The following is a 13,590-nucleotide window of genomic DNA, read 5'->3' as shown; positions in this document are numbered from 1 at the left end:
ATTGATGCCTAAAAGGTAATTTGTGTTCCCAGAGTAACGGTCCGTAATGGTGGTAATACCGTCATATTAGTTACTTCGGGATCATTGCCTTTATAGCCTGTAATGGTTAGGAGGTTTTGTCCCTGTAGATAAAACCTTACTAGTTTCATTTTTACTCTATTGGTCACCGATGCGGGAAGTGAATAGCTTAAGGATATATTCTTTAGCCGTAAAAAAGATGCGTCCGCAAATGCCCCTTCTGAAATCAGGAAGTTTGTCCTCGCTGTTGTCGCGGGTGCAACGGTGCCGAACCTTTGTACATCGGTAATATCGCCGGGATTTTGCCATCGCGATTCAAACAGTTTTGGCATGTTGGCTCCCTGAATACCGGCTGTTGCCGGTAAACTGGAGAGATAATTTCTTGCATTCTTTTTCACAAACTGAATAAATACATCCAATTGAAATCGACCGTATTGCCATTGATTATTTAGTCCGCCGTAAAATTTTGTGCTTAAATCCTTGACGACTGATCTGCCGGCGTTTAAATCCACACTCCAAAGGCCGGTCATTGGATCTACACCCAAGTATGGATAAACCTTCATAATGTTCAACGATTCACCTATGGAATATTGGCTTGCATAACTAGATTTTTCAAGATTTGGAAAATCTAACAGCTTATTACCCGCAATGGTTATGTTGAATGCTGTGTTCCATTTTATTGCCGTGTTCGCAAGGTTTATGGTGTTCAACTCTATTTCCCATCCCCTATTTTCCACTAACGCCGGTAAATTTCTTGTAACTCCGGTAAAGCCTGTTTGTGTTGGAAGGGAATATTGCAAAAGTTGATTACCGCTTCTGTTTCTGAACCATCCTGCTGAAAACAAAATTTTGTTATCGAAAAAACCCAAATCGGCAGAAAATTCAAGTTTGCGATTGCTCTCCCAACCGTAATCTGGATTGTATAGGCGTTGTGGCTTTAACCCGCTAACACCATCGTAAGGATAGGCAACTCCTCCATACGTGTCCAAAAATTGATAATCACCGATTTTATCGTTACCGGTAGTGCCAAAGCTTGCACGCACTTTTCCAAAGCTCATTTTTGGCAATTTGTTTTTTATAAAATGCTCATCAGAGAATATCCATGCGATTCCGAGCGCTCCAAAGTTTGCAAATTGTTTCCCTGGTCCAAATCGCGACGATCCATCCCTTCTGCCTGTCAGGTTAATTAAATAACGATTTTTAAATTGGTAGTTTATTCTTCCGAAGACTGCCTGATATTTATATAAGCTGTATTGTTCACTTGCGGTAATTGATGCCGCTCCAGTGGTAGTATATAGAAGTTCTTCACTGCTGTAATCAGTTGCATTGATTCTCGTTCCTTTAAGAGATTCCTGTTGCCACGTACCTCCGAACAAAATGTCAAAGGCATGATCGCTGAAAGTCTTCCGATATGAAAGTTGGGGCTCTAAAATCCAGCTGCTAAATGCTGAATTTGAAAAACGGGATTCGCCGCTTGTTCTTGTAGAATTATTCCCAAATGCAGCTAAAGGAGTAACCTCTATTTGATCATTATCTGTTTTTGTATATCCATTATTTAATCGTAAGGTTACGCTTTTAAAAAGTGAGTATGATAAGTTGATGTTTGTAATAAGATTGGTTTGTAATTGATTATAATGATGTAAGGTCATCGAAAAAGGAGAGTTTCCATAAAGCATGGTACCATCATCTTCAAAAGGCTTTAAATTAGGAGTAGAATATATCCCGGAAGTCAGATCGAATGGTAGAATATTATTGTTGTCGTTGGAATAACCGACACTCATAACTGCCAGGAACTTTTTGTCATTTGTACTGTGATTAAGGTTTAACTGACCACTATAGCGCCTATTTAGTTCTTCGCCAGGATATACGTTTCCCTCCGATCGAAATCCTCCCGAGAGCCTAAAATTCGTTTCGCCGGTTCCACCGGATAACGTAATTTGACCATTGGTGACATTTGAGCTACTTCCGATCAAGAGATCCGTCCAATCTGTAAATGTATTTTGATCGTATTGCAGAAGATCAGGTGCATTTGTAACCGTAGGTGTAATGTTGTCGTTTTTCAATGCTTCCCTCCGCATATTCAGATATTCTTCGGTATTCATTAAAGGAACAATATTTGCGACCTTATTAAATCCGTTATATACATTAACATCAACTTCGGTTTTTCCGACGCTTCCTTTCTTTGTGGTAATTAAAATAACACCGTTAGCTCCTCGTGAACCGTAAATAGCAGTTGCATCCGCATCTTTTAACACTTCTATACTTTCTATATCGTTCGGATTTAAGTTATTGAATGGACTGCTTGAACCTCCCGTAACCGTTATCTGGCCTATACTATTACTCAACCAAGGTACCCCGTCTACAATATATAATGGCTCGTTGCCGTTGTCGATGGAACTTCTTCCACGGATAAGAACATTAAAATTTGATCCCGTACGTCCGCTCTGTTGTGTTATCTCTACTCCCGGAATTCTCCCCTGTAACGCAGCTATAGGATTGGCAACCGGTTGCCTTGAAATTTCTGCTGCGGTTATACGCCCAACACTACCGGTGTTGAAGCGTTTGGTAGTTTGTCCATAAGCAATTACGACGGTTTCATCTAGGGTATTTTGCTGTGGATCAAGTTTTACGGTATAGTACTGGCTGGTAGAAATATCGTACTGAATTTCCTTGGTTTGATAACCCAAATAGGTGGCCGTAAATGTTCCCTTGTTCTTTTTGGTTATGACAGTGAAATTCCCTTTCTGATCAGTCTTTATAGAGGTGATTTCGGTACGTACGGTGGCTCCTTCAAGCGGTTCGCCATTAACCGCTGACAATACATTACCCTTCAGCGTTATTTGCTGCAAAGCCACGCCGGTGGCAGCCTCCGTGGAGGAGGACTGCCGGGCGTGTGCCAAACAAACACAGAACAAAATCTTTAAGGTTATAAGGTATATGGTGTAAGGTTTAAGGTATGAGCTATAAGGATTAAGGCCGCGCAAGGCCACTTTGGCCAAATTGGGCTTCATGTCTAGCTTAGGGAAACATCTGTTAATAATCCCTAGAGTGCCATTTGCAATAATTTTATGTCGTTCGTCCCTGCACACGGTCGTTCGTCCCAAAAAATGGGGACGGACAGTAGCGTGGAGATAGGTGATATTTCTTTTATTAGTACTTTTTTTCTTGAACAGGGATTTAGCTGATAGCCGATTGCCGAAAGCCGATAGCTCGCCTTTTGGGCACAGCAAAGCCCTTATGAGCGTTAAATTCATTTTCTGTGATTACGGTTTGGTTAAAAATTAGGTTGAACTTCTTTTTGGAAAGAAGGGGAAAGGGGCTAAACAGGAGATTTAATGAGATTCTTGTATAGGTCCTTTTTAGTGCTTTTTTCCGCAGCACATTGAATCGTTAGATTGAAATTCGAGTTATTGACAGTGATTTCTTCATCAGTTAGTATTACTATCGGACGAAATTTAAAGGATTGATATGAAAAAAGCTTAGATAGACGGTAACCCTTTAGAACCTTTTCTAAAATGGTTTGGATTGATTTTGGTGTCTTTTTCTTTTTCATAATCTATTGTTAGGAACAGCAAAGAAAAAACAAATGTGATGAAAATTAGAGAAAATCGCTTCTAGTAATTGATGTTGTAGTTCAGAAAGATGAATTTGTACGGAAGTTTATTTAGAAGTATTTGTTCTTCTGTGGAAGTTTTACTATATTTACGATCGTAAAAATTTATAAAATGAAAATAGGGAAAAACATCATTGAGATCCGAAGAGCTCACAAGTATACTGAAGAGTTTATGGCCGACGAATTGAAAATTAGTGTTGATGAATACAAATCAATTGAAAATGATGATGTTGACATAACTTTAAGTATGTTGGACGCAATTTGTAGTGTTTTGTCTTTAACTCCTGTAGAATTACTTCAGCTTAACGAACCGACCAACGGAATAAAAAATTATTTTTTTAATCATAGTGATAATTCGGGAACAAATATTAAGATTCAGGGAATTGATCAAAAAGAAGTAAGGAAAGCATACAAAGAGTTGTATAGTGAAGAGCTAAAAAGGATACCCAAGCTTGAAAAGTTGTTGCGCGAAAACAATATACCAATAGATTTTTGAACCTTTTAACATGAAAGTTGGCGATAATATAAGAGAAATTAGAGAGACCGAAAAAAACTTTAAAAGGAGCTATATGGCCGATAGGTTAAATATCTCCGAAAGGGCATATGGGAACATTGAGAATAATGTTACAGATATCAGTTTAACTAGACTGGAAGAGATTGCTTCAATATTTGAATGTAGTCCAGAATATATCCTGAACTATAAGCAATCGAAGAAAGAATTCTATAATTATTTTCACAACAAAAGCGGCAATAAGGGGACTAATATTATGCATCAAGGCGGAACAAATGTAGAGTCCGAAAACAATAAGAAAATCCTTAAATTACAAGAGGAATTGCTAGAAAGCGAACGGAAACGAATCTCTTTACTTGAAGCACTATTGAAAAACAATAATATAGAATTTTAAATATTTAAGATATGAAGATTGGAGAGAATATTAAAGAAATCCGAGAAAAGGAAAAAGGCTTGCACAAAGAGGATGTAGCAAAGGCTCTCGGTATAACAGTTAAAGCGTATAGTAATATAGAAAATAATGTTGCAGACGTTACAGTGTCAAGACTTTACGAGCTATCGGAGATTTTCGGAGTAGCCCCAGAATATATACTCAACTATCAAGAAAAGGCCACTTATACAAACCACTTTAACAATTATGATGGTAATCAGGGAGTGAACATAATGTACCAAGGTTGCTCTTCTGACCAGATCAAGAATTTAGAGGAACAGGTCGATAAAAGTAAACGGGATGCAAATCGTCTACAAGCACGCGTGCAAACGAGGAATAATTGAAACAATAAAGAAAGATTAACGCGATGCTTGTTAAAGCATCGCGTTAATCTTTCTTTTTCCACCACTTATGCGTAAATTTGTTATATGGAACGAATAGTAATAGAGTTGACGAATCAAAAAGCTTATCGCTTATTGAAAGAGCTTGAAGAGTTAAATCTGATAAAGATGATGAAAAGCCCCGTCAAGTTATCTTCGTTAAGGAAGAAAATTCAAACTCCTATGAGCGAAAATAAAATAGATACACAATTGGAGAAATTGCGTAACGAATGGCGAAGAGATACCTAATTGATACATCAGCCGTAATTAAGTACCTCAACGGTACATTTCCAGATGCTTCATTGGAAATGATCGATGAGATAATAGATGGAGAATGTGTAATATCCTTTATTACAGAAATTGAATTGTTAGTATGGTCTCCTGAAAATCCCTCAGACATTGAAACGTTCCACCAATTTGTTAACAGCTCTACAATATTGGGAGTTGATGAGCGTATTGTTGCAGAAACGATAAGAATTAGGAAGGCTTATAAGTTGAAGTTGCCTGATGCCCTTATTGCCGCTACAGCTATTGTTAACGGGCTCACCTTAATTGCTGACAATGACAAAGATTTTCTTAAAGTCCCTTTGCTGGAATATATCAATCCAAAGAAAATAGATTATTAAGTGTTAAAATCAATCAAGTATGGTTGTTTTTGACCTGTTTAAGCAGAATACATAGGTCTGTCACAATATTTTCGTGAACTAATTGTCGGATCAGCAATACGACAATTGAGTTGGACGCACTTTATTGCTTTGATATCATTGAAAAGCGGGCTTCAACGGGAATTCTATTTGAAATCAAATTCATTTAAGATTTAAATCTTAAATGAATATTTTTACGGCGTGAAGTTCGTATCCTTATTTCTGGCCATTATTGTAGTCGTGCTTTCCGTCGCACCTTGCTGTGCTTTGGAAGGGGCTGATTCATGTGCACATGAAACAACGCAAAAGGAAAAACACGTATGCGACGGGCAATCAGATGATTCCTGCAAAGATTGCTCTCCGTTCTACTTATGCGGAACTTGCATCGGATTCACATTTACCACACAGCAGGCAGTTACCTTCGCCATACCGATCAAACCTGTAAAGCATAATACGGCTTACATTACGGCCGGACTGCCTCTTATTGCCCTTTCCATCTGGCAGCCGCCTAAGCTTTATTAAGTCCACATTTTACACACTGTCCGAGATGGACTTATTTATCGAAATCAGTATTACAAAATCAAATCATGAAAAGAACAATTGTGCTTCTGGCCATGCTGTTTTTTACAGCCATGGTCTATGCCCAAAACACATACAAAGCGATCATCAAAGACGCAAAAACAAATCAACCCCTGCCGGGAGCAACCGTAAAAGTTCTGGGGACAACACTTGGATCAACATCTGACAATACCGGTTCGGTAACGCTTACCGGAATAACTTCTGGCCGGCAGGTGATACAATATAACTATGTAGGTTTTCGGACTAAAACCGATACCTTAACCTTTCCGCTTGCCGAAACTGCAGCAGCTACCGTTTTACTAGAAGCAACCGAAGAGGATGAAGAGCTGGAAGAAGTGGTGGTTTCCGCTACGCGGAGCAGCCGTACCATCGACAATATACCTACTCGTGTGGAGGTCATCTCTGGCGAAGAACTGGACGAAAAGGGCAATATGAAACCGGGCGACATTCGTATGCTGCTGGCCGAAAGCACCGGCATACAAACGCAGCAAACATCCGCTACGAGTGGTAACTCGGCCATACGTATTCAGGGACTTGACGGAAAATATACCCAGATTATCCGTGATGGTTTTCCGCTGTACTCCGGCTTCTCAGGCGGCTTGGGCCTGTTACAGATCGCTCCGCTGGACTTACAACAGGTTGAGGTGATCAAAGGATCGTCTTCAACCCTTTATGGTGGTGGAGCTATTGCCGGGCTTGTGAACCTGGTTTCCAAAAAGCCTACCGAAGAACGTCAGCTCAATTTTCTGCTGAACGGAACTTCGGCACTGGGCTTAGATGCCAGCGGTTTTTACGCGCAAAAATTTGATAAAATTGGTATTACCGTTTACGGTGCCTATAATAAAGGAACGGCCTACGATCCTTCCGATATTGGCTTAACGGCTATTCCTAAGTTTGATCGCTTTACTTTAAACCCTAAACTATACTTTTATTTCAATGCAGCGACCACCCTGTCTGCCGGGATTAACGCCACCGCTGAAAAACGGATCGGGGGTGACCTGGAATACGTTAAAGGAAATGGCAGCGCAAACCACGCTTATTTTGAAGAAAACAAAACCGGGCGTTATAGTACGCAGATCGAAATGAATCACAAAATAGATGAAAACCAGAAGCTGACATTGCGCAATTCAGTAAGCTATTATGACCGTAGTATCGGTCTGCCAAACTATCTTTTTTCCGGTGTACAGGCGTCTACTTATAGTGAAGCTAATTATAGCCGGAATGGAGAAAAAGCGGACTGGGTATTGGGTATCAATTTCCTGACGGACAACTTCAAGGAAGACCGGAAGAGCGCCACAGTCTTAAGAAACTATAATTACAATACCATTGGTGCCTTTGCCCAGAACACCTGGAATCTGTCTGAAAAATTGAGTATTGAATCGGGCATTCGCGGGGATTATCACAATGCGTATGGCTTCTTTCTTTTACCGAAGATTTCCGGTTTGTGGAAGATCAGCGAACATTTTTCAACCCGCTTGGGCGGTGGACTGGGTTATAAAGCACCTACTGTATTCACAGAAGATGCCGAGCGTATTCAGTTCAGGAATGTATTGCCTATTGATGTAGCTAACACAAAAGCGGAGCGTTCTTACGGAGCTAATTATGATGTTAATTACCGTACCTCACTTTTTGATGGTAACGTAGGGTTCAGTATCAACCACATGTTTTTTTATACCCGCATCAACGATCCGATCCTGTTAGCTGCTGCAACCGGCGGTAACCTGGCCTATGTGCAAGCCAAGGGCAGCCTGGATACCAAAGGAATGGAGACGAACGCCAAGATTACCTATGCTGACTTTAAGCTGTTCATCGGCTATACCATGGCCGATGTGAATCAGCACACCCAAAGTACCAGCAACCCCTATCCGCTTGTTTCGAGGCACCGTTTGAACAATGTGCTGATGTACGAAATAGAAGATCAGTGGAAGATTGGCCTGGAAGCCTATTACTTCAGCAAACAAAAGCTCAATGATGGCGCTACGGGCAAAGGCTACTGGACCACCGGGTTCATGGCAGAAAAACTATGGGAACGCTTTTCAATCTTCATAAACTTGGAGAATTTCAGCGATACCCGACAGACCAAATTTGACACCATTTATACGGGAAGTATCACCAATCCTGTATTCAGGGATATTTATGCTCCTGTTGATGGCTTTGTTATAAACGGAGGCGTGAAACTCAGGCTCTAGTTCAATTTTAGAAACCCTGTATCTGTTTCAGATATACTTTGCCATTTTTTATTGAAGCAGATGTAAGTGTGAACATGAAAGGACGTGTAAGGCCCGAGCTTGAAGGTGAGCAATGGCTGCTTTCGCAAAAGTAAGGGCATTGGATTATCAGAAACAGGCAGCCACAGCCAGTGCACAACAGCAGGAAAGGCTACTGTTTAGCAACTTTCAAAATGCGATAAACCAGTACAAGCAAGAGCTGCAAGAGTTTAACTATTACCCGCAGAAAGCCGTGCCCAATGCAAGGGATATTGCTTCTGCGGCCCAATTGGGTTATCGCACCGGCGACTTAGTTACGTCGAATATCTTTACGCTATGGAAACGGCTACAGACATACAATTCGACTATTTAAGAAGCATTCAGCAGGTCAATCAGTCTATTATTACTATCTATTCGCTCATTAACCAATAAGATAAAAATGAAATTCCATATAAATCAAATAATAACGGTAGCGATAATTGCTTCGGTACTTCTTATTTCAGCCTGTGGCAATAATAAACAGGAAAGCGACAAGAACCCAAAACAAGAAGCTAAAGCAGCGGAAGCCCACGAAGAAGGAACAGCAACCATTGCATCGCTTACCGAAGAGCAAATAAAAACGGTAGGTATAGAATTGGGTTCAATCCAAAAAAAGGGACTTACCGCTACCATAAAAGCCAACGGTTTGCTCAGGGTGCCCAATAACAACAAGGCCAACGTAACTTCTATATATGGCGGTGTGGTAAAGGCACTTACTGTACAAATAGGCGATCATGTAAAAAAGGGACAGGTAATTGCTACAATTGCCGACTACTGCCGCTGTACCCAATGATGCTATTGTAGAAGCAGATGGCAGGTATTTTATTTTGCAGTAACGGATAGAGAACCAGAAGGATATGCTGAAGAAGAGGAAACACAACTCATCGGTTTTCTTTTTTTACGCTAATAAAATAGGGCCGTGCGCATTATGTACCATTTTTCTTATCTTAATTTAGGCCTGCTATCAGGATTTTTCCTAATGTTTGTGATGATCGCTCTGTCATCTTTCGCAGTTTTTTCGCCTTCGGTAATATTTATCGTAAAATCAACAGTATGTACCACCCCATCTATCCGAAACTGCACCCACAATCTGTAAATGCCAGCTTTTTCGACATGGGTTTCAGCATAAATTGGAAAACCTTCCTTTGATACAGGGTGGATGTGTAAGAAGTTTTTATCGACTTGGCCTATCATCACAATGTGCGCGGGTGCTCCGAGATAGTTTTCCATATCTTTTTCCTCTAATTTGCGACCATCTTTCTCCACAGTGAATTGCAAGCGTTGGTTTCCATTTGTCTTAAAATCATTTCCGTTTAACAAAGTTACAGTAAACCCGTCCGTGGCGGAGACAAAATTAACCGCAGTTTCTGCTAATTGTAAAGTCTTTTCACCCGTTAAATTGATTTCCTGCTTATTGATATCTGCCCCGGCGCCGATTGGTTTGTAATCAACAAACAACAAGTATTTTCCTGCTGATGGAAATGTTTCTAAAACGCTGTATGTTCCGTCTGCCTGTTCTTCAGGGTGGGTATGATTAAACCAGCTTAGGTCTTCATCCACTACCAGAAAATGCATTTTCCTTTCATGCACAACGTCCAATGGTACATTTTTGCCATGTTTGGTAATGGCAATGGATAGTTTTGTCGGTTTACCCACTTCGATCGCTTGTGGCTCAGAAGCAATTTTTACTTCAAATTTTCCTTTGCTATCGGAATGTTTGTGCTGTGCGTGCTGGTGTGTGTTCATATTTGATGATTTATTTTTATTGCATTCTGCATTGTAACGGCTTAACATTTCCAAGAAACCGCTGATTGTAGCAATATTGTTTTAGATTATGTGTTTAACCCTATCAATACCGTTTTAATATTAATCTAATTGTCTAAATGCGACTTTGAATTGGGTAATGCCGAAACTCCGTACAACAATACAGCCACGGCTAATACCATTTTTATACAAATTTTAGAATTGCGATGAAGCGCTTATTGGTTCAGCCTTAAAGCCTTTACTTTTGATAATCGCTACGATTTCATCTTCTGTAATACCTTCCGATTTTACGGTAAGGATTTTATCATTATTGGCGACGTCCACATTCCATTCGCAAACTCCATTTGCATTATCCAAATCTGATTGTACTTTTGATACACAACCTCCACAATTAAGGTTTGTCTTGAACTGAAGATTTTTATTTTTCATTTTCTTTTAATTTTTATTATTGTCTATGATACAAAGTTGAGCAAACAAAGGCTACTCCTACTTACGTTATTCTTGCTTTAATTTGTAAAATTTACTGATTAATATTTTATTCGTTATCCATGTCTTTCATACCCTTCTCGCCTTATTGTTTAAGGGTTTTGATAGAAATCGTCGCAATTAATGCCGTCACCACACATACGATGCCCGCCGAGAAAAACGCGGTCTGAAAACCGGCGTTTAATGCTTCAATGTCGGCTTCACCCTTTATTTTTACGGCCTTGGTTTCCATAGCAGAAATAGCTACGATGATGGCCAATCCGAAAGCAGAACCGACCTGATAACTTGTGTTTACCAGCCCGGAAGCGAGCCCGGTTTCTTCAGGTTTAGCGCCCGACATGGACGCAATTGTCCCCGGTATATAGGTTAAGGACATACCCACTGCACCTAATAAAGAGGCTGGCAGGACATTGATTACGAAAGACCCGTCTGCAGGAATATTGCTAAACAGCAACAGCGAGCTTGCAAGTACCATAAGCCCGGCTATTATATTTGATTTAAAACCAAACCGTGCTACGAGTTTTCCAGTAAAGCCTACCATCAGTACCATAATGGCGATGGTCATGGGTAGCAGGGCGAGTCCGCTGTGAAAGGCGGAATAGTGCAGGATCTGCTGTAAGTAAAGATTGAGGAAAAACCATAGCGGTATCCATGCTCCTGCCAATAACGCCATTACGAGGTTACCAGCTAAAAGATTGGGGACTTTAAAGATTCCTATGGGGACCAGAGGTTCGCTTTTTTGCTTCTGCACTATGAAGAAAACAATGAACAAGACCAATGATAAACCAAATAGGAAGGTGGTTCGTGCTGACTGCCAACCTGCATGTTCTGTTGATACAATGGTATACACCGTTAAAACAAGTGCAGCTGTAGTCAGTACTGCACCGGCAACATCCACTTTCCCTTTTCTAGTGGCGCCCCTCAGCAATAAGCGTTGACTGAAAAGCATTACAAGAAGTCCAACAGGAATATTAATCAGAAACACCCAATGCCAGGAAAGCCATTCGGTAATCACCCCACCAAGGAAAACCCCTGCCGAACCTCCAGCAGCGGCTGATGCCCCCCAGAAACCGAAAGCTTTGTTCAGCTCTTTAGGGTCGGTAAACTTGGATATGACCAGCGTAAGGGCTGCTGGGGCAATCAATGCCGACCCTAAGCCCTGTAAACCCCTGCCCATATTAAGTGCCGTTTCCGACCAGGCTATACCTGCTAACAACGATGCGGCAGTAAGGATAGCAAATCCCCACATAAAAATCTTGCGTGCCCCGAAAAGATCAGACAAACGTCCGCCAAGTAGTAAAACCCCACCAAACACAATCACGTACGCGTTAAAAATCCATTGCAGGCCGGATTGTGAATAGCCCAAATCTTCTTTTATTGCAGGTAGTGCCACCCCAATGATTGACGTGTCCATGATAACCACAAACTGTGCAGTACATAGCAAGAAAAGTGCTGCCCAACGTTTGGGGTATGGAGCAGCTTGGTCTGTCGCTTGTATTGTTTCCCTATTCATCTTATGAATTGTCTTTAAATTGTTCTTCTAAAATTTATCTTTTATCAAAGGCTCAAAAGCCCCAACGTATGTTGCAGTTCTGTATGGAGTACCCGCAGATTATAGGTTGCCCGCAGGTGGTTTATCCTTGCCTGTGTCAATGCCAGTTCTGCATCTGTCAGTTCAAGTCTTGAACTCAAGCCATTTTCAAAGCGATTTTCGTTCATTTGGTAGTTCAGCTCTGCCGAGTTTACCGTTGTTTTCTGTATCTCCAATTGCGATTTTGCTTCTTTCCATTTGCTGATGATAGTGGCCAATTGCGTTTTGATTTCGTCCTTGAAATCGTTCAGACGTATCTGTTCCTGTTGTAATCTGATATTTGCCTGACTGATCTGAGACCTAGTTCGGTTACCATTAAAAATGGGGACAGAAAGCTGCACACCTAAAAACGACGTTCTCGGCCAGGCATAATCTCCAAATCGCATGTCATCGGATTGCGCCTGCACTTGATATTGCCCTATCAACGATAGTGTAGGCATTAGTTCTGCCTGTGCCACTTTCATTTTTTTTTGTTGAAAATCAATAGCCAATTTTTGGACGCCCAAATCCTTGCGGTTTGCTTCTGCGGTTTTCAATGCTTCATCTACTGTGTAAAACTCGTACTGACTTCTCTGTAGATCAACATCGAGTTTATCGCTCAATTGTATATCGTTTGTTTCCTCCAAACCAATAAGCCTTTTTAGCTCAATGGTAGACACGTTAATACTGTTTTTTAGATACGAAACCGAAGATTTTAAATTTTCAACAGCGATAAAACTCCGTAAGGTATCAGATTTTAATGCGCGCCCCTGTAAAAACAGTGACTGGGCATCCTTCAGTGCTTTGATATTTCGTTGCAGGCTTTGCTCCAGCAAATCTAACTGTCCCATCATCATCAATATACCGAGATAGTTAGTAGATACCCGAAGCGCAATCCTGCTGTTGAAGTCTGCTGTTTTTCCGTGCTGCATCTTTTCGTTGATCAAAGCTGCTTTTGTTTGTCGCTTTATGCTGGGGGCAAAAATGGGTTGGTAAAGGGATATAAATCCATTGTAGGCATTTCTGCCACCTACAGCTATCTCTTGTACCGGCTTGCTCGTGCCAGCAAACGAGCCGGGCAGGAATATTGTCTGTCTGTCAAAGAAATGGGAGTAGGCTACGTTTGCCGATATACTTGGCAGCAAGGTGCCTCTCTTCTCCCGTGTCAGTGCCGCAGCGTGAATTTCCTCCAAGACCTGCACCTGCAGCGCCTTATTTCCCTCACTTGCCATTCCCAAAGCATCTGCAAGGGATAACAGTTTTTTCTGTGCCTGTAAGGGGCTGTGACCACCTAATAACAGAAAAGTTGTAATAATTATATATGCTGTTTTTTTCATTGTGACTTAATC

General features: G+C 40.9%; 14 protein-coding genes. 9 read left to right on the top strand and 5 right to left on the bottom strand.

The annotated features are described in order from the left end of the window. Window positions 1-8 precede the first annotated feature (8 nt). Window positions 9-3,272, bottom strand: a complete 3,264-nt coding sequence (locus ACH11B_RS01525) for a SusC/RagA family TonB-linked outer membrane protein (RefSeq protein WP_130858291.1) — start codon at window positions 3,270-3,272, stop codon at window positions 9-11. 471 nt (window positions 3,273-3,743) lie between these two features. Here ACH11B_RS01525 and ACH11B_RS01520 point away from each other — a divergent pair, with 471 nt between their 5' ends. From ACH11B_RS01520 to ACH11B_RS01480, 9 genes are all read left to right on the top strand, one after another. Further along, window positions 3,744-4,127, top strand: coding sequence for a helix-turn-helix domain-containing protein (locus tag ACH11B_RS01520; protein WP_130858290.1), 384 nt, complete (start codon window positions 3,744-3,746; stop codon window positions 4,125-4,127). A 10-nt stretch (window positions 4,128-4,137) separates the two neighbouring features. Beyond that, complete coding sequence (locus ACH11B_RS01515; RefSeq protein WP_130858289.1) at window positions 4,138-4,536, top strand: helix-turn-helix domain-containing protein; 399 nt, start codon at window positions 4,138-4,140, stop codon at window positions 4,534-4,536. 11 nt (window positions 4,537-4,547) lie between these two features. Continuing rightward, window positions 4,548-4,916: a helix-turn-helix domain-containing protein gene (locus ACH11B_RS01510; protein ID WP_130858288.1), complete on the top strand. Its 369-nt coding sequence runs from the start codon at window positions 4,548-4,550 to the stop codon at window positions 4,914-4,916. An 84-nt stretch (window positions 4,917-5,000) separates the two neighbouring features. Beyond that, window positions 5,001-5,201 carry a hypothetical protein gene (locus ACH11B_RS01505; protein WP_130858287.1) on the top strand — a complete coding sequence of 67 codons (201 nt, stop codon included), beginning with the start codon at window positions 5,001-5,003 and terminating at the stop codon, window positions 5,199-5,201. Next, entirely contained in the window at window positions 5,183-5,578 is a 396-nt protein-coding gene (locus tag ACH11B_RS01500; RefSeq protein WP_130858286.1) for a type II toxin-antitoxin system VapC family toxin, read from the top strand. Before ACH11B_RS01505 ends, ACH11B_RS01500 begins: the two co-directional genes overlap by 19 nt. A 219-nt stretch (window positions 5,579-5,797) precedes the next feature. Further along, the gene (locus tag ACH11B_RS01495; RefSeq protein ID WP_130858285.1) at window positions 5,798-6,118 is read left to right on the top strand and encodes a DUF6660 family protein; all 321 of its coding nucleotides are present in this window, start codon (window positions 5,798-5,800) and stop codon (window positions 6,116-6,118) included. 65 nt (window positions 6,119-6,183) lie between these two features. Continuing rightward, window positions 6,184-8,364, top strand: a complete 2,181-nt coding sequence (locus ACH11B_RS01490) for a TonB-dependent receptor domain-containing protein (RefSeq protein WP_130858284.1) — start codon at window positions 6,184-6,186, stop codon at window positions 8,362-8,364. A 112-nt stretch (window positions 8,365-8,476) separates the two neighbouring features. Beyond that, on the top strand, window positions 8,477-8,755 hold the full coding sequence (locus tag ACH11B_RS01485) for a hypothetical protein (RefSeq protein ID WP_130858283.1): 279 nt from the start codon (window positions 8,477-8,479) through the stop codon (window positions 8,753-8,755). 66 nt (window positions 8,756-8,821) lie between these two features. Next, on the top strand, window positions 8,822-9,214 hold the full coding sequence (locus ACH11B_RS01480) for a biotin/lipoyl-binding protein (protein WP_130858282.1): 393 nt from the start codon (window positions 8,822-8,824) through the stop codon (window positions 9,212-9,214). 149 nt (window positions 9,215-9,363) lie between these two features. Here the strand turns inward: ACH11B_RS01480 and ACH11B_RS01475 are convergent, their stop codons facing one another. The 4 genes from ACH11B_RS01475 to ACH11B_RS01460 form a co-directional block, all read right to left on the bottom strand. After that, on the bottom strand, window positions 9,364-10,167 hold the full coding sequence (locus ACH11B_RS01475) for a hypothetical protein (RefSeq protein ID WP_207303812.1): 804 nt from the start codon (window positions 10,165-10,167) through the stop codon (window positions 9,364-9,366). Between the two features lie 213 nt (window positions 10,168-10,380). Continuing rightward, the gene (locus ACH11B_RS01470; RefSeq protein WP_130858281.1) at window positions 10,381-10,614 is read right to left on the bottom strand and encodes a heavy-metal-associated domain-containing protein; all 234 of its coding nucleotides are present in this window, start codon (window positions 10,612-10,614) and stop codon (window positions 10,381-10,383) included. 142 nt (window positions 10,615-10,756) lie between these two features. Beyond that, on the bottom strand, window positions 10,757-12,184 hold the full coding sequence (locus ACH11B_RS01465; protein ID WP_130858280.1) for an MFS transporter: 1,428 nt from the start codon (window positions 12,182-12,184) through the stop codon (window positions 10,757-10,759). A gap of 44 nt (window positions 12,185-12,228) precedes the next feature. Further along, on the bottom strand, window positions 12,229-13,578 hold the full coding sequence (locus tag ACH11B_RS01460; protein ID WP_130858279.1) for a TolC family protein: 1,350 nt from the start codon (window positions 13,576-13,578) through the stop codon (window positions 12,229-12,231). Between the last annotated feature and the right edge of the window lie 12 nt (window positions 13,579-13,590).

The sequence above is a fragment of the Olivibacter sp. EAT-5 genome, assembly GCF_044784325.1.
Classification (GTDB): Bacteria; Bacteroidota; Bacteroidia; order Sphingobacteriales; family Sphingobacteriaceae; genus Olivibacter; species Olivibacter oleidegradans.
This window is presented reverse-complemented; position numbering and strand designations above follow the sequence as displayed.

Bases quoted from the DNA above. Each gene is read 5' to 3' on its own strand.
- ACH11B_RS01525 (WP_130858291.1), bottom strand. From the start codon at position 3,272: ATGAATTTAACGCTCATAAGGGCTTTGCTGTGCCCAAAAGGCGAGCTA.
- ACH11B_RS01520 (WP_130858290.1), top strand. From the start codon at position 3,744: ATGAAAATAGGGAAAAACATCATTGAGATCCGAAGAGCTCACAAGTAT.
- ACH11B_RS01515 (WP_130858289.1), top strand. From the start codon at position 4,138: ATGAAAGTTGGCGATAATATAAGAGAAATTAGAGAGACCGAAAAAAAC.
- ACH11B_RS01510 (WP_130858288.1), top strand. From the start codon at position 4,548: ATGAAGATTGGAGAGAATATTAAAGAAATCCGAGAAAAGGAAAAAGGC.
- ACH11B_RS01505 (WP_130858287.1), top strand. From the start codon at position 5,001: ATGGAACGAATAGTAATAGAGTTGACGAATCAAAAAGCTTATCGCTTA.
- ACH11B_RS01500 (WP_130858286.1), top strand. From the start codon at position 5,183: ATGGCGAAGAGATACCTAATTGATACATCAGCCGTAATTAAGTACCTC.
- ACH11B_RS01490 (WP_130858284.1), top strand. From the start codon at position 6,184: ATGAAAAGAACAATTGTGCTTCTGGCCATGCTGTTTTTTACAGCCATG.
- ACH11B_RS01485 (WP_130858283.1), top strand. From the start codon at position 8,477: ATGGCTGCTTTCGCAAAAGTAAGGGCATTGGATTATCAGAAACAGGCA.
- ACH11B_RS01480 (WP_130858282.1), top strand. From the start codon at position 8,822: ATGAAATTCCATATAAATCAAATAATAACGGTAGCGATAATTGCTTCG.
- ACH11B_RS01475 (WP_207303812.1), bottom strand. From the start codon at position 10,167: ATGAACACACACCAGCACGCACAGCACAAACATTCCGATAGCAAAGGA.
- ACH11B_RS01470 (WP_130858281.1), bottom strand. From the start codon at position 10,614: ATGAAAAATAAAAATCTTCAGTTCAAGACAAACCTTAATTGTGGAGGT.
- ACH11B_RS01465 (WP_130858280.1), bottom strand. From the start codon at position 12,184: ATGAATAGGGAAACAATACAAGCGACAGACCAAGCTGCTCCATACCCC.
- ACH11B_RS01460 (WP_130858279.1), bottom strand. From the start codon at position 13,578: ATGAAAAAAACAGCATATATAATTATTACAACTTTTCTGTTATTAGGT.